This is a genomic window from Pseudomonas sp. H3(2019) (assembly GCF_007713465.1).
Lineage (GTDB): Bacteria > Pseudomonadota > Gammaproteobacteria > Pseudomonadales > Pseudomonadaceae > Aquipseudomonas.
In genome coordinates this window covers 160,879-183,923 of the sequence record NZ_VMSG01000010.1, presented here as the reverse complement: position 1 = coordinate 183,923, position 23,045 = coordinate 160,879, and the positions used below count along the sequence as shown (strand labels likewise).

14 protein-coding genes and 3 pseudogenes are annotated in these 23,045 nt (G+C 59.0%); 13 read left to right on the top strand and 4 right to left on the bottom strand.

Going from position 1 to position 23,045, the window contains the following annotated elements; genetic code table 11:
• Window positions 1–77: 77 nt before the first annotated feature.
• A complete protein-coding gene (locus FPT12_RS12710; protein WP_145016565.1) occupies window positions 78–1,118 on the bottom strand; it encodes an Ldh family oxidoreductase in 1,041 nt (346 codons plus the stop codon).
• 70 nt (window positions 1,119–1,188) lie between these two features.
• Between FPT12_RS12710 and FPT12_RS12705 the strand changes: the two genes are divergently transcribed.
• Together FPT12_RS12705 and FPT12_RS12700 are read left to right on the top strand one after the other, a co-directional pair.
• Window positions 1,189–6,207, top strand: a complete 5,019-nt coding sequence (locus tag FPT12_RS12705; RefSeq protein ID WP_371922547.1) for a dermonecrotic toxin domain-containing protein — start codon at window positions 1,189–1,191, stop codon at window positions 6,205–6,207.
• Window positions 6,208–6,483: 276 nt separating this feature from the next.
• A complete protein-coding gene (locus FPT12_RS12700; protein WP_145016564.1) occupies window positions 6,484–6,888 on the top strand; it encodes a fe2+ zn2+ uptake regulation protein in 405 nt (134 codons plus the stop codon).
• On the opposite strand, the gene FPT12_RS12695 is transcribed toward FPT12_RS12700, so the two are convergent.
• Window positions 6,878–7,066 (bottom strand): hypothetical protein, encoded by a 189-nt coding sequence (locus FPT12_RS12695; protein WP_145016563.1) that lies wholly within the window; start codon window positions 7,064–7,066, stop codon window positions 6,878–6,880. The two genes, FPT12_RS12700 and FPT12_RS12695, sit on opposite strands and share 11 nt — an antisense overlap.
• A gap of 157 nt (window positions 7,067–7,223) precedes the next feature.
• Here FPT12_RS12695 and FPT12_RS27965 point away from each other — a divergent pair, with 157 nt between their 5' ends.
• The gene (locus FPT12_RS27965) at window positions 7,224–7,355 is read left to right on the top strand and encodes a hypothetical protein (protein WP_256676721.1); all 132 of its coding nucleotides are present in this window, start codon (window positions 7,224–7,226) and stop codon (window positions 7,353–7,355) included.
• Window positions 7,356–7,372: 17 nt separating this feature from the next.
• Here the strand turns inward: FPT12_RS27965 and FPT12_RS12690 are convergent, their stop codons facing one another.
• The gene (locus tag FPT12_RS12690) at window positions 7,373–8,299 is read right to left on the bottom strand and encodes a LysR family transcriptional regulator (protein WP_145016562.1); all 927 of its coding nucleotides are present in this window, start codon (window positions 8,297–8,299) and stop codon (window positions 7,373–7,375) included.
• Between the two features lie 117 nt (window positions 8,300–8,416).
• On the opposite strand from FPT12_RS12690, the gene FPT12_RS12685 reads away from it, so the two are divergent.
• Complete coding sequence (locus FPT12_RS12685; RefSeq protein ID WP_145016561.1) at window positions 8,417–9,412, top strand: aldo/keto reductase; 996 nt, start codon at window positions 8,417–8,419, stop codon at window positions 9,410–9,412.
• Between the two features lie 57 nt (window positions 9,413–9,469).
• On the opposite strand, the gene FPT12_RS12680 is transcribed toward FPT12_RS12685, so the two are convergent.
• On the bottom strand, window positions 9,470–10,006 hold the full coding sequence (locus tag FPT12_RS12680; protein WP_145016560.1) for a hypothetical protein: 537 nt from the start codon (window positions 10,004–10,006) through the stop codon (window positions 9,470–9,472).
• A 320-nt stretch (window positions 10,007–10,326) separates the two neighbouring features.
• On the opposite strand from FPT12_RS12680, the pseudogene FPT12_RS28330 reads away from it, so the two are divergent.
• The 9 genes and pseudogenes from FPT12_RS28330 to FPT12_RS12640 form a co-directional block, all read left to right on the top strand.
• Window positions 10,327–11,547, top strand: a pseudogene (locus FPT12_RS28330) (cache domain-containing protein); the annotation flags it as partial.
• A gap of 333 nt (window positions 11,548–11,880) precedes the next feature.
• A pseudogene (locus FPT12_RS28325) lies at window positions 11,881–12,408 on the top strand (methyl-accepting chemotaxis protein); the annotation flags it as partial.
• A 141-nt stretch (window positions 12,409–12,549) separates the two neighbouring features.
• Entirely contained in the window at window positions 12,550–12,993 is a 444-nt protein-coding gene (locus FPT12_RS12670) for a DUF411 domain-containing protein (RefSeq protein WP_145016558.1), read from the top strand.
• A pseudogene (locus FPT12_RS12665) lies at window positions 12,993–13,225 on the top strand (hypothetical protein). Before FPT12_RS12670 ends, FPT12_RS12665 begins: the two are co-directional and overlap by 1 nt.
• A 98-nt stretch (window positions 13,226–13,323) precedes the next feature.
• Complete coding sequence (locus tag FPT12_RS12660) at window positions 13,324–14,277, top strand: D-2-hydroxyacid dehydrogenase family protein (RefSeq protein WP_145016557.1); 954 nt, start codon at window positions 13,324–13,326, stop codon at window positions 14,275–14,277.
• Between the two features lie 518 nt (window positions 14,278–14,795).
• Complete coding sequence (glgA, locus tag FPT12_RS12655) at window positions 14,796–16,364, top strand: glycogen synthase GlgA (RefSeq protein WP_145016556.1); 1,569 nt, start codon at window positions 14,796–14,798, stop codon at window positions 16,362–16,364.
• 13 nt (window positions 16,365–16,377) lie between these two features.
• Complete coding sequence (gene treZ / locus FPT12_RS12650) at window positions 16,378–18,183, top strand: malto-oligosyltrehalose trehalohydrolase (RefSeq protein ID WP_145016555.1); 1,806 nt, start codon at window positions 16,378–16,380, stop codon at window positions 18,181–18,183.
• A complete protein-coding gene (gene malQ, locus FPT12_RS12645) occupies window positions 18,180–20,261 on the top strand; it encodes a 4-alpha-glucanotransferase (RefSeq protein ID WP_145016554.1) in 2,082 nt (693 codons plus the stop codon). Before treZ ends, malQ begins: the two co-directional genes overlap by 4 nt.
• A complete protein-coding gene (locus FPT12_RS12640) occupies window positions 20,258–23,044 on the top strand; it encodes a malto-oligosyltrehalose synthase (protein ID WP_145016553.1) in 2,787 nt (928 codons plus the stop codon). Before malQ ends, FPT12_RS12640 begins: the two co-directional genes overlap by 4 nt.
• Window position 23,045 lies beyond the last annotated feature (1 nt).

Below are 23,045 nucleotides of genomic sequence, written 5' to 3'. Positions count from 1 at the left end.
TTGATTTCTTGCGGCCAAAGGTCAAGCGAGAAGGCTTAACTGATCGGCATTAGCCCATGGGCTCGCCTTTTTTTACATCAATTACCCGCCAGTTCGTGCAATTGCGCCAGGGCCTGTGCATCGAGCGTAATACCCCCGGCCAACGACTTGGCCCGCTCGCGATGACGTCGATCACCCGGCAAACGCCGCAGCCCCACACCATGCATCTGTCTGACCAGTTCCTCACTGCGTTCGGCGAAACTCTGCCCGGCAGCTTTGCTCGGGTCGATCACGATCAGTAACTGGCCGGTCCACGGGGTTTTCGCCCCGGGATGATTGGACCAGTCGAATTCGAACGAGAAGTTGCCACCGGTCAACGCCGCCGCCAGCAGTTCGACCATCATCGACAGCGCCGAGCCTTTATGCCCGCCAAACGGCAGCAATGCACCGCCCTCCAGAATTGCTTTCGGGTCCTGCGTGGGCTGACCCAGACTGTCCACGCCCATACCGGGCGGCAGACGCTCGCCCTTGCGCGCAGCGATCTGCACGTCGCCATGGGCGATGGCACTGGTGGCCAGGTCAAACACTATCGGGTCGGCACCCGCGCGTGGCGCCGCGAACGCAATCGGGTTGGTGCCAAACAACGGGCGATCGGCGCCATGCGGCACCACGCAGGTCATGCTGTTGACCACACTCAACGCCACCAGTCCTTCATAGGCAAAGGGTTCGACGTCCGGCCAGAGTGCTGCGAAATGATGGGAATTGCGGATCGCCATGACCGCGATCCCGGCGCTACGGGCTTTCTCGACCAACAGTTCGCGGCCGGCGGCCAACGCCGGTTGGGCGAAGCCATTACCAGCGTCCACCCGGACAAACCCCGAGGCCACGTCCTCGACCACCGGAACCGCTTGGCCATTGACCCAGCCGCTGTTCAGCGTCGAGACATAGCCCGGAATCCGGAATACCCCATGGCTGTGGGCTCCATCGCGCTCGGCGCCGGCGCAGTTTTCGGCCAGTACCCTGGCGACCTCGATCGAGGTGCCATGTTGCAGAAAGATCCGGGTCAGTAACTGCACAAGCTCCGCGAAACTCACCACTGAGGTGTCCGGATTGACAGCTATTTCGGGCGATACAGGCATCTGAAGCTCCACGTTTATTATTGAATTCGGGCAACAGTGTGAAATCGGGTTGCACAGCAACCGAAAAAACTTGCCGATTAAGCGCTGTTTTGCAGGGGATCTGTCAAGACTCAGGAGCGCACAAACACCTCAAGCAATATGTACCGCACTTCAAGGTTCCGTCGACCGTACTGTTTTTCCTCACCCCACTATCCTGCCGATCACAGCAGGGCGAGGAATGACCATGACTACTTCCACTCTTCCCTACTTTTTTCACGAAGCCAATATTGCCGCCAATGCGAAACAGCCCAGTGATCGTGAAAAAAAACTGGGACTTACAACAGCTGACCTGAAATGGTTAAAAAGGGTGTATCTACCCACCCACGCAACCCGAATCGACGATGCTCATCCCATGCGGGTCGACCGGTTGAACCTGACACTTCCCGGCAAAACGGCAATCCCCTTGGCTGGGGCCTTCATGATGAGCAAACCAGCCGGTGGAGAAGTAACGCTCTACACGCCCTATCAAGGTCTTATGAAATTTGCGGACAGGGAGGACCTCGACAGTAAGCTCATGGAATGGTTGAGCGACGCCCCCAGCAAGGTCGAACTGCTGCGCTATCTCTCCATCGAACAACGTCATACCTTTCAGGCGAACAGCGAGCCGACCCTTTCAACAGAACTCGTCGAAGGTTCGGTGTTTCAGGACCAGGAAACCGTCATTGCGCTGAATCAAGCACGCAACATCAGAGCGATGCTGGCCGAACTCATCAAGACGCCGACGCTACAGTCGATGCTTGACGAGACACTGACTGTTGCCCTGAACAAACGCTTCCCGGCACTGGACCAGCGTCACACCCGGATGGACAGCTTCGTCAACACTGCCGTGCCTGTCACCGTGGACGCTAGCGGCGTCAATCGGCGCACGGTGTCTTCCCTGTCGCTCAGTGACGCGGTCTTGCATTTTTACCTGACCAACGCCTGGCCGGAAGGTGAGTACCGACGTTTTTCCAATCCAGCACATGGCGTCAGCAGCGACGACGACAATCAGGCCTGGGAGGCGACCTTGAAGGAGGTCGCACAGAGCTTGACGCTTCGTCTGCAAGCCTTGCTCGACACCTTCTGGAACAGCCCGATGAGTAGCGCAGACTCACGCACGGATTTTTTTGCCCAAAGCCTGCGTGATACGTACTGCGTGGACCTCTTGCTCAAACATCAACAGGGGATATTCACGACTGAAGAACACCAGCAGTTGATAGGGGTTTGCCGCTCGGACACGTCCCTTCAATTGGCGACGAACGCTTCGACTCAGGTCGAGAAAGTACGCGTCACGGCCCTCTACAAACATTATGCGGAGCTGGCCTCCACCCTGATGATCAGCGTCACCGGCGCGTCGCAGACAAATGCCTTTCTGTACAACCAGTCTCGAGGTCTTGAGGCCAGCACCGATCTGTCACAGATCCAGAACATCGTGTTGAGGATGATGAAAACCGAAGGGCATGAAGACAATCTGCTCAGCTTCCTCTCGCTGGAGGAACGCGCGACCTTCCTTTCACTGGACCAAAAAGAACGAAAGATTGTCGGCGCACCGATATCAGGCCCGGTGTTTCAGGACTTGATGACCGAGATCCTTGCCAAGCAGGCGCAAAATCTACAGTTCGCCTTGAGCCGCTACCGTGAAGCGCAAGGCACCGTTGCTCTGGATGCCCTGCTGGATGGCGCTCTGGATGTACGGACGTTGATCGACCAGCGTCTTTTGCGCGCCGACGCTGACGGCCGTTGGAGTACGCGTGCAGATCAGCGATGGAATAACCAACCGGCCACCGTGCGAGCAGAATCTGCGAAACAAGCGTTGGCGCAACTCTCCAGCATTGGTTCGTCGCTTGATCTTGAGTTCGAAAAAAACCTCGTTCGGCCACAGAAACCCACGCGCTTCGAGGACGTACAAACCGCCATCGCGCCGTTTCTGAAGCTTTTGACTCCGAAACTGGTTCATACCCTGCCTGTCGCTTTGCGCAGCGAAGTCAAATTACGAACCTTGAGCCGCACGCTGTCGGCTGTGGACGAGGCTATTATCACCACCGTACTCGACAGCCCTGTACGCTTGCAGCGCTGGGCACTGAACGGTTTCCTGCCTGATGTGTTTTCGCTGGCAGTCAAGAGCGGCACGGCTTCGACCTTACGGCACCTGGCCAATTGCTTCATGCTCACGGAGCGCGGCGGTCTGGACCCGAATCATTCAGGACGGGCCATTTTGTGGACACCGGCCTTTGGGTTTGAAGCATTCGGCTCATTGAAGCCGTTGATGGCTGAACTCCAGCGACGGCTGCTCGATCCGTTTGAACGTATGGGCCTTCTGGAAAATCTTGGACATTACGATCGAACGGCTGGTCAGGCGTTCACACTGGCACCCTTGCAACTGGTTCGTGAGAACTTCCTCGAGTATCTGCAAAAAACCTATGCCCAATTGGATCGCGAACCGATCGAGCGGGCACTTGCTTCGAAGCTCCCCGAGGACAACCAGAAAAAACTGCTGGAGTTGATTGCGCCGCGCTTACCGATCACCGGACTGAATCGAGGGATGAGCATTGCCCAGTCCTTGATCACCGAGCAAAAATTACCGGCATGGCTGGCAAAAGCCTCCATCGGCGATCAAGTACTGCATGCTGAACTGCTTCAGCAATACCTGGACAATGCCGATAAGGACAAGGATTACCTGTCCGGCGTGACCTCACTGACGCGTACCGCTCACACTGCACTCAAGAAAGACCTCAAGACTGCCTTCAAACAGCATGACGTCGATCCAGACAACGTCGAGTTGCAGTTCAGCCCGCGCCTGACCACCACGGGTCTGACCCAGACCCTGACAACGTTTGCGCTGACTCATTTTGACGACCTGGATGCCCTCCCGATCAAGAAGATCGTTTCACTCACCAAGACCGCACTTCCCGCAGGGCTGGATGCAGACTATGTGAAGAAACTGGTGCGCAATCTCAAACCGGGAGCGCTCCAGCAATCAGCCCTTGAAACGGCATTCGCATCAACCAATGCCGACGCTGCGTCATGCCGAACGCTGTTCGCCAAACAGTTGCCCTGGCAACTGTTGCATCACGCCCATTCGGAAAAACTCCAGGAGCGCCTCAGCGAGACCGCGTTCGACTTGATGGCGCAGGTCATGAACATGCCGGACGCCATCGCCCGCGCGACACTGGAAGGCGCGAATGCGCTGATCCGTCCGCTCGAGCTGGTCGCCACACCAGGCGCGCAAGTGGCCAAGGCACTCGGGGTTTACCTGATCGGGCCGGGGCCGGGCAAAGCCGGCCCCCATGTTCTCCTGGCGCCCTACTCCACCACTCATGGGATCAAGGAGTATGAAAGCGAAAGCAGCCTGTTGGCTGAGCTCAATACCGCCGGGGCGCTGCAGGACTGGGTGCTGAAGTGCCTGCCAACGTCAACCCGCACTACCTATAAAAACCTGTGGGCATCAACGCTCGACACGTCCAGCGATATCAAACTGGCGTCCAACCCGATCACCGGAAATCTGCTCAGCCAATTGTTTGACGACAATACAAAAGTCCTGACGCGGTTACTCGGCACCCAGTCAGACAGCGATGCCAGGAGTGAATGGCAGACAGTAAAACACATCTTCAGCGAAGGCCTGCAACAGGCAGCAACCTTCCTCAGCGGGAAGCTCGCCTACCCAATTGTCGTGTGGAACAGCTACCGTTCGATCAAAGCGTCTGCCGAGGACCTTCAAAAGCACAAATGGGGTAGCGCCCTCAAGGCGTTCGTGAGTGGTATCGCGCAACTGGCGATGTTGCGCCAATCGATGCAACCCGCACCGACTACAGCTGTAGCCGAACCCGAACCTTCACTGCAAGTACCCACCACGAAACGTCAATGGCAGGACATCGACATCACTGCGCCCGAACGAACCCGCCTGCAGCGCCATGAAAGTATCGACACCCCTTTGCAATCACTTGCGCCGTCTTCGGCATTGGGGCTCTACACTCACCCAACCACCAAAGAGTACTACGCGCCGGTCGAAGGCAAAGTCTATCGCGTCGAAAAGCGTGGCACTGCCTGGCGCATTGTCAGTGATCGCGGCGACGGCCCCTCACTGCTGCAGAACACGGCAAAACAGTGGATCCTCGAGCTACCGGCAAACGCCGTGCGCTACGGAATGCTCAACCGGCTGGAGACACGTATCAGCCGTCAGGCAGCGATGAACGTTGAAGCCACCGGCATGCGTGCAATTCGTCAGCTCTATCCGGTCCGGGCCCGATTGATTGATGAAGCGCTCGATCTGGCAACCACGTATGCCTGGAACAGCCATCGCAACCTCCAGCTGATAAAAACCAGCGTGGCACAGACGACGCGCGTGCATCGACTGATCAAGGACTTCCTGGGGGTGCCGGCGGTACTGCCCGACCATGTGGCGAAGATTGAAAAAGTCATCGGCGAGATCTTTGGCGCCTTATTGGACCCTGACCTCAGAAAGGCGGACTCCAAGCGTTTTGTTGCAGGGACGAGTCGTGAAGACGCTGAGAGTGTATTCGCCTTTACCATCCCGGATGACGCGGAGAAAAAACTCTATCTGCTGGAAAAATTCTTTCGCCCCAAGTTCGATCATTACCGCAACTACATGACTGAGCCATCCTTTGCCATCAGCGCCCATGCCCGCGCAACCGCGCTGATCCATGAGCTCTCGCACCACGTCAGCAACACCGAGGATATTGCCTACATGGACTCCTGCAAGCCCTTTGTCGACCTGCTGGAAACGTCTAATCCACGTGCGAAGACACTCAAGGACACATTGATGAAACTCCAGCAGGAATCGCTATCGATCTGGACGCCGCTGGGTCAGCTCTTCAAAATCTATGATCCCCTCGACGACGCATGGGACGACTTGGGTGACTCGGCCTACCAACACACTGCCGATGCGCTGAAACATGTCCTGAAACTGACCGGCCAAAAGACCCTACAGGCAGCTCGCACCACATTCATGAACGATGCAAGCGTGAGGCTGGCGGTACAGCTGGGCAATGCTGACTCCGTTGCCTGGCTTATCAGCCATCTGGGGCGTCAACTGGATATCAGCACGCCTTGATGCCATAGGCCTGCGCACTATCGCCGGCCCTGAGACCAGGGCATTGACTTCGCGTCGATGCCTTGGAGCGGAATGGGCCTTGCCAAAGTAACGAATCAATATGAAAAAAATTTAATGGCGCAGTCCCCGGTAAAACAGCGCATATCACCTTGAACTGACGTGCTTCCGACAAATTTTCTACATACGAGCCTTCATGATTTGCTCAGCTCATTCGTCATTAATCAATGAGAGCGCCCATCACTTTTTCCTGATCAGGCTCTGAAAAGGAGTTTTTGCATGTACAACTCGCAACTGCCAACGGATGGCAACCCTGCGGTAAACGGTTCGCTGAACCTGGACGCTGGCGCGCTCACCAAAAACGCTGAACGCCACAACAACGAGCGCATCAGGCAACTGCTCAAAAGCTTCGGCCTGCGCACCAGCCTGATTCGCCTGAAGGTGATCGACGCGCTACTGACCGCCGCCGAGAACGATCGCCCGCTGGGAGTACGCGGCGTGCACAGCCACTTGCTGGACCTGGGTATTCCCCTGTCCTTTCTCAGCGTTCGCGAAGTGTTGAAGCGACTGTGCAGCGAAGGCGTGGTTGTCTTGAACGAAGACAAGAGCTACAGCCTGCACCCGCAAGCGTCAGCCGTGCTTCACGGCAATCAACAACGCATTACCGCGTCGCTTAAGGTTTGACCTTACGACGCATCACCCCGTTGATCACTATGACGATCACCGCAACGCCAATGGCGATGTACTGGAACAGCTTTTCGCTGATCATTCCGGCGTTTTGCATGTACGACAGGCCAAGCATGATCCCCAGCACGACAAGGGAGATCAGAATCGAATATTTCAAACGTTGCGACTGGGTCATTACGGGTTCCTGCACCTGAAAATATGTATCCGGTTTGTATCGTGATGCATGCCAAGCTCATACGGTTCTTCGGGGATGAGCGGCTGCAAGCGGGGTCTCATGTTACAGCCCATGAAGCATTTTGGCTGCATGCGGTTCAAACGATGAGGATTGAGAAATGTTCCGTCGAATCACACTGCTGATTCCCCTGCTGATGATCCTGACCATGAGCGGTTGCGTATGTTTTCCATGCGGAGGTGGCTGGCATGGCGACCATCGCTACCACCATGATGGCTACTACCGCCGTTGACCTGTATGCCCCCCTCTTCAGTTACCTGAATCTCTGCGCACCAACCCGTTACCCGGCTGAGCGCAGAGCTGCACCAGCCAGTCGACAAACACCCGCACCCGCAGAGACAACTGGCGGTGCGGAGGATAAAGCGCCGTCAGGGGCAACCCTGGCGGCGGCAGATGCTCTAACACCTCGCACAACGTTCCCTCGCGCAGCTGCCGTGCAACGTGATAGTACGGCGTCTGGACCAGACCATAACCCGCTTCACAGGAAGCCAGGTAACCATCAGCGCTGTTGACCGCCACCTGCTTGGGCAGGTCCACCGGGTGCACGTGCCCTTCTATTTCAAACTCCAGGCCGAAACGCTTGCCGGTGGTGCTGGAGAAATACTCGACCATCTGGTGCCCTGCCAGATCTTCCAGGCAACGTGGCGTGCCCTGGCGTTGCAAGTAGCCGGGACTGGCGCAGGTGACTTGATCGAGCAACGCCAGCGGTCGCGCCACCAGCGAATCATCCAGGGATAAGCCGCCGCGCAGCACACAATCGACGCCCTCGCGAATCAGGTCGACCGGGCGATCGTTCAAGCCGATTTCCAACTCGATCAGCGGGTAACGGCGGGTAAACTCCGGTAAGGCCGGGATCACCAGCAAACGCCCGATGCCAGCAGGCATGTCGACACGCAAAAGCCCGCGCGGATTTTGCCGGGAGGTGGAAAACGCCGCCTCTGCCTCATCCAGATCAGCCAGCAGTCGCACGCAACGCTGGTAATACGCCGCGCCATCGGCGGTTGGACTGACGTGCCGTGTGGTGCGCTGCAATAGCTGCACGCCTAAATGCGCTTCAAGCTGCTTGATCAGGATGGTCACCGAAGCCCGGGGCATTTGCAGGCTGTCCGCGGCCTTGGCAAATCCTTCCAGCTCGACAATGCGAGTAAACACCCGCATGGCATTAAAACGGTCCATTGCTCTTGGTTACCTGCGGATTATTTAGATATTACAAACAGTGATAGCGTTTTTAGCCGGTTTATCTTGTTTTTGTCGAGCGTGACAATGGGCCCACATCGAAAAAGGAGCGACACCATGCACACGCGTCAATTGGGCAAAAACGGCCCTCAGGTTTCTGCGATCGGTCTGGGCTGCATGGGCATGACCGACTTCTACACCACGGGCGGCGATACCTCTGAGGCATTGGCGACATTGCATCGCGCCATGGAGCTGGGCATCAACTTGCTCGATACCGCCGACATGTATGGCCCACACACCAACGAAGAGTTGATTGGCAAAGCGATTGCGGGCAAGCGCGAGCAGGTGTTCCTGGCCAGCAAATTCGGCATTGTCCGTGATCCGGCCAACCCCACTGCACGCGGCGTCAACGGCCGACCGGAATACATCCGTGCGGCCATCGACGGCACGCTGAAACGTCTGGGCGTGGACACTCTGGATTTGTATTACCAGCATCGCGTCGATCCGGAGGTGGCCATCGAAGAGACCGTAGGCGCCATGGCCGAACTGGTCCAGGCCGGTAAAGTACGCCACCTCGGCTTGAGCGAAGCCTCGGCGATAACCCTTGAACGAGCGCATAAGGTTCACCCGATCAGCGCGCTGCAAAGTGAATACTCGCTGTGGAGCCGCGATCAGGAGCACAACGATTGCCTGGCCACCTGTCAGCGCCTGGGAATTGCCTTTGTGCCGTACAGCCCGCTCGGTCGAGGATTTCTGACGGGTGCCCTGAAAAGTCCAGACGATTTTGCAGCGGACGATTACCGGCGCTTCAGCCCGCGTTTTCAGGGCGAAAACTTCAACAGGAATTTACAGTTGGTCTGGCAGGTGCAAGCGCTGGCAGCGGAAAAAGGCGTAACCGCCGGGCAACTGGCGTTGGCCTGGGTATTGGCACAAGGCGATTACCTGATCCCTATTCCGGGCACCAAGCAACGCAAATATCTGGAGGAGAATGTCGCCGCGCTGGACGTTGTATTAAGTCCAGAAGATTTGTCGGCGCTGGAGGCGATTTTTCCGGATGAAGCGGTGCTCGGAGCGCGTTACCCGCAAGCCGTCATGCAGATGCTCGATCGATAACACCGGTATGGACAGGCCCGTACATGCACTGTGTGACGGGCCTGTTGCGCTTGAAGATCAGGCTTTGCCGCTGACACCCTTGGTGTTCGGAACAGCGGGGCCATTGCCCATGCCATAAGTCTTCAGGTTCTGCAGTACGTAAATCGCCTTCTTGTACTCGGGAATCAGGTGGTTGGCGTACTTGTTACCTTTGAGGTTGTTGCTCTGGATGTTATCCAGTTGCGTGGCGAAGTACTCCAGCGCATTGAATTTTTCGTCCAGGTTTTTCGGCACCCCAAAGCGATCGAACTTGTCGCCGGCGTTGAGCAGCGTCAGGGCCGTCACATCGCTGATCAACCCGCGATCACGCAAAAAGGCGCTGATGTTTCCGAGCTGTTTGACCGTGACGGTCTCGGGGTCGAATCCCTTGAAATTCTTGTAGAGCTTCTGCTCGTTCATTTTCGCGGTGTTCAGCGCCAATGGATCGTTGCCCACCAGTGCGAGCATCTGTTTGACCTTGACGTTCTGTGGTACGGGTTTACTGCCACTCGTCCCGCCCTCGCGAATCAGTAATCCGGCCTTGCTGGTCCAGCCTCCGACATAACCGATAGTCATGACAATGTCCCTGTGTGCAGACGTCCTTGTAAGGTGACCATAAAAAGCCCTTGTTCAACCGATGAATTGGTACGCGAGTATCAATGTGCCAGCGCCCTTCACCTACAAATATTTCAGCTTTTTACAATTTCCGTACAATTCGGATACAAATCACCAAACCCTTGAATTCATTGACTTGAAACCATTGTTTAACAATCAGACCGTCACTGAATCAGGCTTGATAACCCCCGAAAGAAACCACGTCACCAGCCCTGGATGAAACCGCACATGGCTCATGTCCATGACCAACCGGTCGTCCGTAAAAGGCCGGTTTTAGTACCATGGTACTAATGCCGGCCTGCCGCGGGCCGATAGCTGCTGAACGCCGCAATAAATCAACAAGAGCGCTCAGCACAAGGACAGGTCCAATGCCCGCATTCCGTACCATTCAAGCCCGTTACACGTTGTTTCTGGTGCTGTTTATCCTGTTGTTATTCGCCTTGACGGTAGTGGGCATCAGCCAGTTGGTCGCGCCGAAACTTCGGCACACGGAAGAACAGGTGGCCCTGAACCGCATCGCCGAAGTGGCCGAACAGATCCAGGGCGAACTGAACAAGGTTCAAGCGCAACAACGCAGCATCACCCAAACCATTCCCCTGCTCGACAGCGCGACCATCGACACGGTGTTGCCTGGCCTCGTGGACCAGTATGGTGAGCTGAAGGTGTTTGGTGGCGGGATCTGGCCGTTGCCTGGCCAGCGCGAAGCCGGACGCAACAAATTCAGTACCTTCTGGCACCGGGATGCGTCGGGCAAGCTGGCCGTCAACACCTTCTGGAACAGCGACGCGGCGCCCAACTATTACGACCAGTCCTGGTACAAGGGCGGCATGCAGACACCCCGCGGCCAATGCGCCTGGGCCGCGGCCTATAAAGACGACGCCAGCGCCGAGCCGCGTACCAACTGTGCCATGGCGATTACGCGCAACGGCGTGCCGTACGGGGTCGCGACCATTGACGTTACTCTGGGCTTCTTCAATGACCTGGTAGCGCGCAAGGAAAAAGACCTGGGCGCCGAAATGCTGATCGTCGAGGCCGATGGCAAGATCATCAGCAACAGCTCACGCATCAATGGCCCGATTGTCCTGAAAAACATCAGTGAATTGGCTGGCAACTCGCCGTTTGCGGCGCAGATCAAAACCGCACTGGAGCGCCGTAACGCTTCGCTGCAACGCGTCGAATTCGACAATCTAGGCGTAGCGAATACCTTCTTCATGCGTCCGGTCGAAGGCACACCGTGGTTCCTCGCCAGCACTCTGCCGACCAGCCTGATCACCGCTCAACGCGACGACGTCTTGAGCACTTTGAGCCTGTTGCAGATCCCGATGGTTTTGCTGCTGGTGCTGCTGCAAATCTATGCGATCCGCCAACTGATCCAGCGCATGAAAGCCTTGAAAGCCAACATTGACGCGCTGTCCACCGGCGATGCCGACCTGACCCGGCGCATCACCATTCGCGCCGAGGATGAACTGGGCGCGATCGGTCATTCGGTCAACACCTTTATCGCCTACCTGCAAAACATGATCGGCGAAGTCACCCAGGCCACAGGCGCCATGGCCTCAAGCCTGGAGAAGCTGCAACAGACCTCGGCGCATACCAACCAGATACTGCAGCGTCACGCCTCGGAGACCGACCAGACCGTCACCGCCATCACCGAGATGAGTTCGACCGCCGACAGCGTTGCCGAGAACGCCGCAGAAACCGCGGCGTTTACCCAACGCGCCAACGAACACGCGGACCGCTCGCAGGTGGTGGTAGGCGAAGCCTCAAGCAGCGTGATCGCGTTGATCGGTGAAGTGGCCAGTGCCACCCACAAAGTCGAAAGCATGCAGCAGGACGCCCAGCGCATCACCGAAATCCTCGGGGTGATCGGCGCCATTGCCGGGCAAACCAACTTGCTGGCACTCAACGCCGCGATTGAGGCCGCGCGGGCCGGCGAACAAGGTCGAGGTTTTGCCGTGGTCGCCGATGAAGTCCGCGCCCTCGCCGCCCGCACCCAGGCCAGCACCTCGGAGATCAACGAGATGCTCAGTCGTTTGACCCAAGGTGTCAGCTCTTCGGTGGCGGCGATGGAAAACACCCAGGCCAGCTGTCAGTCCGCCGCCGATGCGACAGCGCGAGTCAACGCCGGGCTGGACGAAATGGCCGGCTCGGTCAGCCACATCAACAGCCTCAGCACCCAGATCGCCACTGCCGCCGAGCAGCAAAGCGCGGTGACCGAGGAGATCAACCGCAGCATGGTACAGATCCGTCACATGGTCGAAGAGCTGGTACAAAGCGGTCACGCAACCGAGCTCAATACGCGCCAGTTGCTGGACGCCAATAGCCGGGTCAGTTCGATCATGGGGCGCTTCAAGGTCAAGTGAACCAGTGAATGCGGCCCGCGCGTTTCGCGTGGGCATCACCTTCAAGGGATATCCATGAATAACTTTGAAACATAAGCAGCCTTTTTCATCGGCGAAAATGGTCAAAATGCGCGGCGTGAAATGATCAATGAGAGACAACCGATGAAAACCACACTGCGTCTGGCCGCCCTTGGCGCCCTGTTCATCAGTTCCCTGGCCCAGGCCGCCGAGCTGATTCCGATTGATGTACACCGCGATGCCAATTGCGGTTGCTGCAAAAAATGGATTGCGCACCTGGAAGCCAATGGCTTCAAGGTCAACGATCACGTTGAAACCAACATGAGCGACGTCAAGCAACGCCTCGGCGTCCCGCCGCGATTGGCTTCGTGCCACACCGCGGTGATCAACGGCAAATTCGTCGAAGGCCATGTTCCCGCCGACCAGGTACTGGCCTTGAGTCAGTCCGACCTGCTCGGCGCGGCCGCGCCGGGTATGCCCATGGGCTCGCCAGGCATGGAAATGGACGGCATGGCCGATGCTTATCAGGTCATTGGGTTGACTAAAAATGGCACCGATAAAGTGATCGCCGACTATCCGGCCCGGTGATGCTCGTTGGCTATCTCGGGCTGTTCTTCGCGGCATTCGGTGCCGCGACGTTGTCGCCGTTGCAGTCCGAGGCCGTGCTGGTAGGACTGCTGCTCAACGGCGAGGCGCCCAACTGACACTGGTGGCCGGCGTGATGCGTGAACCCGTAGGGCGTTTCTTGCTGATCGTGACCTTCGCCAAAGGTGCGCGTTATGGTGTGCTGGCGCTGGCGACACTGGGCTGGATGCCTTGAACCTTGGGTGCGCCTCCTTGTTAATGTCGCCATAATCGCGATGTTCCAGCCTCGGCCGGCTGGTAAAACCACGACAACCCTTTGAAGAGGCGATGCTCATGGCAGTGCAGATTGCAGTGATCGATGACTGGCAGGACGTGGCCCGTAACGTGGTGGATTGGTCGGTGCTGGACGGTATCGGCGAGGTCAGCTTTTTGCATGACTACCCTGCCGACCACGCCACACTGAGCGACCGCCTGCGATCCTTCGAGGTGATTTGCGTCATGCGCGAGCGCACGCTGTTCGACGATGCGCTCCTGCATAGCCTGCCCAAACTGAAATTGCTGGTCACCGGGGGCATGCGCAATGCGGCCATCGACCTCAAGGCCGCCGCGGCGTTGGGAATTCAGGTCTGCGGCACCGACAGCTACAAACAGGCGGCGCCCGAATTGACCTGGACGCTGATCATGGCCCTGACCCGCAATCTGCTCGCAGAAGCCAACGCCCTGCGTGCCGGTCACTGGCAACAAGGCTTGGGTGGTGACCTGTATGGCAAGACCCTGGGTATTCTGGGTCTGGGCAGCATTGGCAAACGGATCGCCGAGTTCGGTCAGGTGTTTGGGATGCGCGTTATCGCCTGGAGCGAAAACCTCACCGCCGAGCGCGCGGCCGAAGCCGGAGTCACTTATGTCAGCAAGCGCGAATTGTTCGAGCAAGCCGATGTGCTGTCGATCCACCTGGTGCTCAGCGAGCGCAGCCGGGGCCTGGTCGATGAACAGGCACTGGGCTGGATGAAACCGTCTGCATTACTGATCAATACCGCGCGCGGACCGATCGTCGATGAAGCCGCATTGATCCAGGCGCTTGAGCAGAACCGTTTGGAGGGCGCAGCGCTGGATGTCTTCGAACGCGAGCCATTAGCCGCCGACCATCCGTTCCGGAGATTGCCCAACGTACTGGCCACACCGCATGTCGGCTATGTCAGTGAGCAGAACTACCAGCTGTTCTTTTCACAGATGATTGAAGATATTCAAGCCTGGACAACCGGCCACTCGATCCGGATGTTGAATTAGGCCATACCGTCCCGACACGCAATCCGTAGCAGCTGGCCGTGTCGTCTTCTGCAAGTTGTTCGCACCAATGCGGTGCGAACGGTGCTTTACCACGCCCCACTCTCTGGCAACCCTCCCCCCCTTTTTGTGCCTTGGCTGCGAAAGAACCTGCACTTCGTCGGTGCGGGCGCGGCTGATTGACCCCGGAAATCGTGACGCCGGACCGATTGTCGAACAATTTCAAATCGTCACACACCCCGCTCTAAGTTCTGACCTAGACTCCATTTCGTGACTGGAAACCGGCCGGTCATTTTGTGGGGAAAAAATCGAAACTTTCTGCCGAAGCAACGGGTCAGGTTAAAGGTGGGGCCGCAGCGACTGGTGCAATCCTTGCAACGACCACTACAGCCTTTGAGATTCAGCGCATCGACCAGCGTTTGCTGCTCCTTGCGTAGCGCTTTTGCGCCCGGCCACAGGAACTGGCCGCCTGCATCATGGGGTGAGATGCCTGAAACAGATCAATAAAACGGGAGAAACACATGAACGGTGCCGCTTTAGAAATCCAGGGAGAGCGTTCTCATCAGCAAATCGGCGAGCCGACCTCGATGTCGGTTCTTGCCCCGGGTGCGAAAACGGTACTGCCGGCTCCACGTCAGAATCCAAACAAAAAGAAAGTGCTGTTCGTGACCTCGGAAATCGCCGATCTGGTGAAAACCGGTGGCCTGGGTGACGTTTCTGCCGCATTGCCCCGAGCCATGGCCCAATTGCACGATGTTCGGGTATTGATCCCCGGTTATCCGCAAGTGATGCACAGCGAAAACCCGATCCACATCATCGGCGAGCTGGGCGGACACGCCGCCTTGCCACCCTGCAAGATCGGCCGCATGGACATGCCCGACGGGCTGGTCATCTACGTCTTGATCTGCCCCGAACTGTACGAACGTGAGGGTTCGCCCTACGGCGCCAACAATGGCCGCGATTGGCCGGACAACCACATTCGTTTTGCCCGTCTGGGCCTGGCTGCCGCCGACATTGCCGCCAACCTGGCACACATTCACTGGCGCCCGGATCTGGTGCACGCCCACGACTGGCCAGCAGGCCTGGCCCCGGCCTACATGCACTGGCGCGGTCAGCGCACACCGACCCTGTTCACCATTCATAACCTGGCTTACCAAGGCGTGGTCAGCCTCGCCTCTTGTCCCGAACTGGGTATTCCCGAACATGCCCTGCAGCAGGAAGGCATGGAGTTCTACGGCAAACTGTCGTTTCTCAAGGCGGGCATGGCCTATTCGAGTCATATCACCACCGTCAGCGCGACCTACGCCCAGGAAATCACTACCCCGGCCTTCGGCTGCGGTCTCGACGGCTTCCTCGCCAGCAAGACCCAGCAAGGTCTGCTCAGCGGTATCCCGAATGGCATCGATGAAAGTTGGGATGCGGCGACCGATCCCCACCTGTTTTGCCCGTTCAGCATCGGCGACTGGGACGGCAAAGCGGTGAATGCCGCCCACGTGCGCAAACTGTTCGGCCTGAAGGACTCCAAGGGTCCGTTGTTTGCCGTGGTCTCGCGACTGGTCTACCAAAAAGGCCTGGACCTGACTGAAGCCGTGTCCGAGCTCATCGTCTCTTCGGGCGGGCAAATCGCAATCATCGGCCGTGGTGAACCGGAAGAAGAACAAGCCATGCGCGCCCTCGCCCTGCGTTTTCCGGGGCAGATCGGTGTACGCATCGGTTTTAACGAAACCGATGCGCGGCGGATGTTCGCCGGCAGTGATTTCCTGTTGATGCCTTCACGCTATGAACCGTGCGGCTTGAGCCAGATGTATGCGCAGCGTTTCGGCTCGTTGCCGGTCGCGCGCAACACCGGTGGGCTGGCCGACACCATCGACAACGGCGTCACCGGTTTTCTCTTCGATGAGTCGACTGTCGCCAGCTACGAGGAAGCCTTGCGTCGGGCGTTCAAGGTGTTCGCCCACCCGCCCCTGTTGAACGCCATGCGTTGCCGGGCCATGGCCGCGCCGTTCAATTGGTGCAAAGCGGTCGAACCCTACGCTGAACTCTATGAGCAACTGGTCGCCAAGGCGTTGGGTCAGTCGGTCAAGCAGTGAGAGGGATTCTTGAATGCCGTTACGGACTCTGGAAACCTGGCCCCACGGCGCTGTCATGCTGGATGCCGAACACACCCGTTTCGCCCTGTGGGCGCCCGATGCGTTTTATGTGAGTGTCGAGCTTGAAGACGGGCAATCACTGCCGATGCTGCCTCAGGCGGACGGCTGGTTCGTGATCGAGATCCGTTGCCCGGCCGGCACCCGCTATCGCTACAACATCGATGGCGAACGCGACGTGCCGGACCCCGCGTCCCGGGCGCAGGCCGGCAGTCTTGCGTCACCCAGCGTGGTGGTTGACCCGCACGCTTACCGTTGGCAGCACCGCTTCTGGCAAGGCCGGCCCTGGCATGAAGCAGTGATCTACGAACTGCATGTGGGTGTGCTGGGTGGTTTTGCCGAAGTCGAAAAGCACCTGCCACGGCTGGCCGAACTGGGCATTACCGCGATCGAACTGATGCCCCTGGCGCAGTTTCCCGGCGAGCGTAACTGGGGCTACGACGGCGTGCTGCCTTACGCGCCCCAATCGTCATATGGCACACCTGATGCGCTCAAACACCTGATCGATAGCGCCCATGGCCTGGGTCTGGCGGTAATCATCGACGTGGTTTACAACCATTTCGGCCCGGACGGCAATTACCTGCATCACTATGCCAAGGGCTTTTTCCGTGAAGACCTGCACACGCCTTGGGGCGCGGCCATTGATTTCCGCCGTCGCGAGGTGCGCGATTTCTTTATCGACAACGCGCTGATGTGGCTCCTTGAGTACCGTTTCGACGGTTTGCGTCTGGATGCAGTACACGCCATCGAAGATCCGGATTTCCTTCAGGAGCTGGCGGCAACCGTGCGCGAGCACATCGATCCACCCCGCCATGTCTGGCTCATCCTGGAAAACGAGCACAATCAGGCCAGCCTGCTGGAGCAGGGCTTCGACGCGCAGTGGAACGACGATGGGCACAACGCGCTACACGTACTGCTGACCGGAGAAACCGAGGCTTATTACGCTGACTTCGCTCAGGGCACCAGCGAAAAACTGGCCCGCTGCCTGAGTCAGGGCTTCGTCTATCAGGGCCATACCAATCGCCATGGCCGTGCCCGAGGCGAACCCAGTGGGCATTTGCCGCCCAGTGCCTTCGTGCTGTTTCTGCAAAACCATGACCAGATCGGCAACCGTGCCTTTGGCGAGCGTCTCCACCAGTTGGCTGCACCTCAGGCGTTGCACGCGGCGACGGTCCTTCTGTTGTTGTCACCGATGATCCCGTTGCTGTTCATGGGCGACGAATACGCCGCTGACGAGCCGTTTCTGTTTTTCACCAGCCACCATGGCGTGTTAGCCAGGCAGGTGCGAGAAGGTCGACGCAATGAGTTCGCGGCGTTCAGCGCCTTCGCCGATCCGCACACCCGCGAGCGGATTCCCGACCCGAATGCCTTGCACACGTTCACCGCTTCGCGTCCGACACTGACCTCATCTGAACCGCTGACACAGCACGCGACCCTGACCCTGTATCGACAATTGCTGCTGATCCGTCATCGGGAAATCATCCCGCGCCTGCCCGGTGCTCACGCACTGGGCGCCACGGTGCTGGCAACGGGCGCGGTGAGTGCGCGTTGGCACATGGGCGATGGCAGCCTGCTGTGCATCGACCTGAATCTCACCGCGGAGCCTGTGCCCCATTCACCACAACCCCACTCCCGGTTGCTGTTCGAGTACCCGCAGCAGTCCTTCGAAGCCCTGCAACAAGGCACCCTCGCCCCCTACTGCGCGCTGGTCAGCCTGACGGCAGCGGCCCCCTTGCTACCCCCTACTGGAGAGCGCCCATGAGCGATGCGCAACTGGAAATCCTCGCCAGCCGTGCCGGCCTGGCAGTCGACTGGATCGACGCCAACGGCCGGCCACAAAAAGTCGCTCCGGCGGCATTGCGAGCGATCCTCACCGGACTCGGCCACCCGGCGGGCAGCGCTCAGGAAATCGACGCCAGCCTGCAGGAGCTGCAACAGCACCAACAAAAAAAAAGCTTGCCGCCATTGATGACCGTCGACGTCGGCGCCGGGCTCGACCTCGGGCGTCATTTTGCCCCTGAAACGCCCTGCGAGATTCACCTGGAAGACGGCGCGATCCTCCACCTTAAACTCGATGACGAAGCGGTTCTGCCGGGGTTGATCCCGGTCGGCTATCAGGACGTTCACATCGCTGGCCAATGCTTTACGCTCGCTGTCGCCCCCTTGCAGTGCCATAGCGTGGCCGCTGCCGTTGACAGCCCGATACCCCGGGCCTGGGGCCTGAGTGTGCAATTGTATTCATTACGGCGCCCCGGCGACGGCGGCTTCGGCGATCTGCAGGCACTGGAAAACCTCGCCCGCGTTGCCGGTGAACGCGGCGCCGATGCGTTAGCGATCAGCCCGCTGCACGCGATGTTCAGCAACGACACGCAACGCTTCAGCCCTTACTCGCCCTCCAGCCGTTTGTTTCTCAACAGCCTGTACGCCTCGCCGGGGGAAATGCTCGGCGAACGCGCCCTGCGTCTGGCCATCGATGCCACCGAATTGGCCGACGAACTCAAACACCTGGAAGAGCAACCGCTGATTGACTGGCCAGCCGCTGCCAAAGCCAAGCAGCAATTGTTGCAGGCGTTGTATGAAGGGTTCTCCCAGGGTGAACATCCCTTGCACGCAGACTTCAGCAGCTTTCGCCACAGCGGTGGCGAGGCCCTGGAAAACCACTGCCGTTTCGAGGCGCTTCAGGAAGCTTGTGCCGCCCTTGGCGAAAGCCTCGACTGGCGCCAGTGGCCTGAGCACTGGCGCGACCCGCGCAGTGCCGAACTGACGGTATTTGCCGAGAAAAATTCCCACCGCATCGGCTTCTACGCCTTTTGCCAATGGTTGATCGCTCGCAGCTTGCAACGCGCACAAACCGTTGCGCGCAGCAGTGGCATGGGCATCGGCTTGATCGCCGACCTGGCAGTCGGTGCAGATGGCGGTGGCAGCCAGGCCTGGAGTCGTCAGGACGAATTACTGGCGGACCTCACCGTCGGCGCGCCCCCGGACATTCTCAACCGCACGGGTCAAGGCTGGGGGATTTCTGCGTTTTCCCCCGAAGGGCTGATACGCAATGGTTTTCGCGCGTTCATTGAAATGCTGCGGGCCAATTTTGCCCATACCGGCGGTTTGCGCATCGACCATATCATGGGTCTGCAGCGGTTGTGGGTGATTCCCCTCGGTGCGCCGCCGAGTGACGGCGCGTATCTGTATTACCCGGTGGACGACCTGCTGCGTCTGGTGACACTGGAGTCCCATCGACATCAGGCGATCGTGCTCGGCGAAGACCTCGGCACCGTGCCCGATGGCCTGCGCGACAAACTCATCGCCCGCTCGATCCTCGGTATGCGCGTTCTGCTGTTCGAGCAGGACCACGGGGCACACTTCAAACCGATTCTCGACTGGCCGGACAACGCGCTGGCTACCACCAGCACTCATGACCTGCCGACGCTCAACGGTTGGTGGCATGGTCGCGACATCGAATGGAGTGTCCGGTTGCGGCTGGTCGACAGCCACGGTGAACAGCAATGGCGCGAACACCGTCAGCGCGAACGTGAAGGTTTGCGTCGAGCCTTGAGTCAGGACCCGCAAAACTTCCGCGAGGAGACCCACGAGACCGACCAGGTGCTCGACGCCAGCGTGCGCTTCCTGGGTCACACCCGCGCCCCTTTGGTGTTGCTGCCGCTGGAAGATGCGCTGGGCATTGATGAACAGGCCAACCTCCCCGGCACCACCGACAGTCATCCGAACTGGCGTCGGCGCTTTGCCGATAAAAGCGACGTGCTGCTGGACGATACGGATGCGGCACGACGGCTGGAACTGCTCGCTTGCGCGCGCCTTCAGGCAGCCGAGCGTGATCAATGAGTGAGGTGCCAACCGTCTCGGTACGGGCGACGTTGCGCATGCAGTTTCATCAGGGGTTCACCCTCGATGACGCCGTGCCGCTGGTGCCGTATTTCTGCGGTTTAGGCATCAGCCACCTCTATGCCTCGCCGCTGTTGAGTGCACGGGCCGGGTCGATGCACGGCTACGACGTGGTCGACCCGGGGCGGGTCAATCCCGAGCTGGGCGGCGAGGCCGCCCTGCGGCGACTGGTCAGTGCGCTGCGCGCCCAGAACATGGGGCTGATTCTGGACATCGTGTCCAACCACATGGCCGTCGGTGGCGCCGACAATCCCTGGTGGCTGGACTTGCTGGAATGGGGGCGATTGAGTCCTTACGGTGAGTTTTTCGACATTCAATGGCATTCGCCGGACCCGTTGCTCGAAGGCCAGCTGTTGCTGCCGTTTCTGGCCAGCGATTATGGCAGCGCCTTGCAGGACGGCACGCTGACGCTGCACTTCGATCCGGGACGGGGCAGCTTCCATGTCGAACACCATGAGCACCACTTTCCGATCTGTCCCACCGACTACGCTGAACTGCTCAAGCCTGACGACTCGCTCGACGTCGAACGGGCACTACAACTCAAAGTATTGGCCGATCAATTCACCACCCTGCATTACCAGACCGATGCCCATTCCCTTGCGCGCCCCTTGCAGCAAGCGCTGACGACACTGGCGACTGATCCGGCGATCCGGCGCTGCATCGAGCACAACCTCAGCCGCCATGACTCCCGCCAACCCGAAGGTTTCAGCCGGCTGCACGAGTTGCTCGAACGCCAAAGCTATCGCCTGGCCAGTTGGCGCACGGCGGCCGATGACATCAACTGGCGGCGCTTCTTCGACGTCAATGAACTGGCCGGGCTACGGGTCGAACGCCCGGCCGTATTCGAAGCCACCCATGCAAAAATTTTCGAGCTGATTGCCGAGGGGCTGGTGGATGGATTGCGTATCGACCACATCGATGGACTCGCTGACCCGCGTGGTTATTGCCGCAAACTCAGGCGCAGGGTGAACGCCCTGTCACCGTCGCGGCACGTACCGATCTATGTCGAAAAAATCCTCGGCGCCGATGAAACGCTGCGTCGCGACTGGCAGGTCGATGGCACCACGGGCTATGAGTTCATGAATCAGCTGTCGTTGCTGCAACACGACCCGCAAGGCGAGCAAGTCCTTGGCGAACTGTGGAGCCGACACACCGAACGGCCCGCGGCGTTCATCGAGGAAGCACAACTGGCACGCCAGCAAACTCTCAACGGTTCGCTGGCCGGCGACTTCGAAAGTGTCGCGCAGGCCTTGCTGCAAGTAGCCCGCGATGACCTGATGAGCCGAGACATGACCCTTGGTGCGATTCGTCGGGCATTGCAGGAACTGATCGTGCATTTCCCGGTGTACCGAACGTACATCGGCCCGTGCGGGCGCTCGGCGCAAGACGAGGTATTTTTTCAGCACGCGATGAACGGCGCGCGCCAGACCTTGGGCGAAGCCGACTGGCCGGTGCTCGATTATCTGGGGCAATGGCTGGGTGGGCAGCCCTGGCGCGAGCGCCCGGTGGGCCGTCAACGCAAGATCCTCAAGCACGCCTGCGTGCGCTTCCAGCAACTGACCTCGCCGACCGCTGCCAAAGCCGTGGAAGACACCGCGCTCTATCGCTCAGGCGTGTTGTTGTCGCGTAACGACGTCGGCTTCAACACCGAGCAGTTCAGCGCCCCACTCGTCGACTTCCACGCGGCGTGCAGCCAACGCCTCAACGAATTCCCGGATTCGCTGCTGGCTACCGCCACCCATGACCACAAACGCGGTGAAGACAGCCGCGCACGTCTGGCATTACTCAGCGAACGCAGTACCTGGTATGTCGAACAGGTCGAAGACTGGCGGATACGGGCCAGCGCCCTGCGCAGCGATCCGTCGACGCCCTCGGCTGCCGATGAACTGCTGCTCTACCAGACCTTGCTCGCCAGTTGGCCGCTGGAGCTGCATTGCGAAGACGCGCAGTCGATGACGGCCTACACCGAACGACTGTGGCAGTGGCAGCAAAAAGCCCTGCGCGAAGCCAAACTCCAGAGCAGCTGGAGCGCACCCAACGAGCCTTATGAACAGGCCACGCGGGCCTTCCTCGAGCGCCTTCTGCTCAGTCCCGAAGGCCTGCCGTTACGCGGCGCCATCGCCGGTGCTGCGCAAGCGATTGCCTGCGGCGGCGCGCTCAATGGATTGGCGCAAACCTTGCTGCGCATGACGGTGCCAGGGGTTCCGGATCTGTATCAGGGCAATGAGTTCTGGGACTTCAGCCTGGTGGATCCGGACAATCGGCGAGCGGTTGATTTCAGCGTCCGCCAGCACGCATTGCAAACCCCGGCGGACACTCGACAGTTGCTGCACAACTGGCGTGACGGGCGCATCAAACAGGCGTTGATCGCCCACACATTGGCGTTACGCGCGCACTACCCGCAACTGTTTCGGCGGGGCCGTTATCAGGCGTTGCAGGTGGTGGGTAGCCAGGCTGGGCGGGTGTTGGCTTTCGCCCGTGAACTCAACGGCCAACGGGCGATTGTACTGGTGCCGGTGCGGGTTGCGTCGCTGCTGGAAAGCAGTGCCACACCCCTGGTGCCTGCCCTGCTCTGGGGCGATACACGGGTCAAACTGCCGTTCACCACCGCTGAAGAAAAGCTGAAGGGACTTTTTACAACAGGTGCAGTCACACACCACAAGGAGTTGCTGATCAGCACCGCGCTGGGAGATTTCCCGGTCAATCTGTTTATCCAGACTTGAG

Bases quoted from the DNA above. Each gene is read 5' to 3' on its own strand.
- FPT12_RS12710 (WP_145016565.1), bottom strand. From the start codon at position 1,118: ATGCCTGTATCGCCCGAAATAGCTGTCAATCCGGACACCTCAGTGGTG.
- FPT12_RS12700 (WP_145016564.1), top strand. From the start codon at position 6,484: ATGTACAACTCGCAACTGCCAACGGATGGCAACCCTGCGGTAAACGGT.
- FPT12_RS12695 (WP_145016563.1), bottom strand. From the start codon at position 7,066: ATGACCCAGTCGCAACGTTTGAAATATTCGATTCTGATCTCCCTTGTC.
- FPT12_RS27965 (WP_256676721.1), top strand. From the start codon at position 7,224: ATGTTCCGTCGAATCACACTGCTGATTCCCCTGCTGATGATCCTGACC.
- FPT12_RS12690 (WP_145016562.1), bottom strand. From the start codon at position 8,299: ATGGACCGTTTTAATGCCATGCGGGTGTTTACTCGCATTGTCGAGCTG.
- FPT12_RS12685 (WP_145016561.1), top strand. From the start codon at position 8,417: ATGCACACGCGTCAATTGGGCAAAAACGGCCCTCAGGTTTCTGCGATC.
- FPT12_RS12680 (WP_145016560.1), bottom strand. From the start codon at position 10,006: ATGACTATCGGTTATGTCGGAGGCTGGACCAGCAAGGCCGGATTACTG.
- FPT12_RS12670 (WP_145016558.1), top strand. From the start codon at position 12,550: ATGAAAACCACACTGCGTCTGGCCGCCCTTGGCGCCCTGTTCATCAGT.
- FPT12_RS12660 (WP_145016557.1), top strand. From the start codon at position 13,324: ATGGCAGTGCAGATTGCAGTGATCGATGACTGGCAGGACGTGGCCCGT.
- glgA (WP_145016556.1), top strand. From the start codon at position 14,796: ATGAACGGTGCCGCTTTAGAAATCCAGGGAGAGCGTTCTCATCAGCAA.
- treZ (WP_145016555.1), top strand. From the start codon at position 16,378: ATGCCGTTACGGACTCTGGAAACCTGGCCCCACGGCGCTGTCATGCTG.
- malQ (WP_145016554.1), top strand. From the start codon at position 18,180: ATGAGCGATGCGCAACTGGAAATCCTCGCCAGCCGTGCCGGCCTGGCA.
- FPT12_RS12640 (WP_145016553.1), top strand. From the start codon at position 20,258: ATGAGTGAGGTGCCAACCGTCTCGGTACGGGCGACGTTGCGCATGCAG.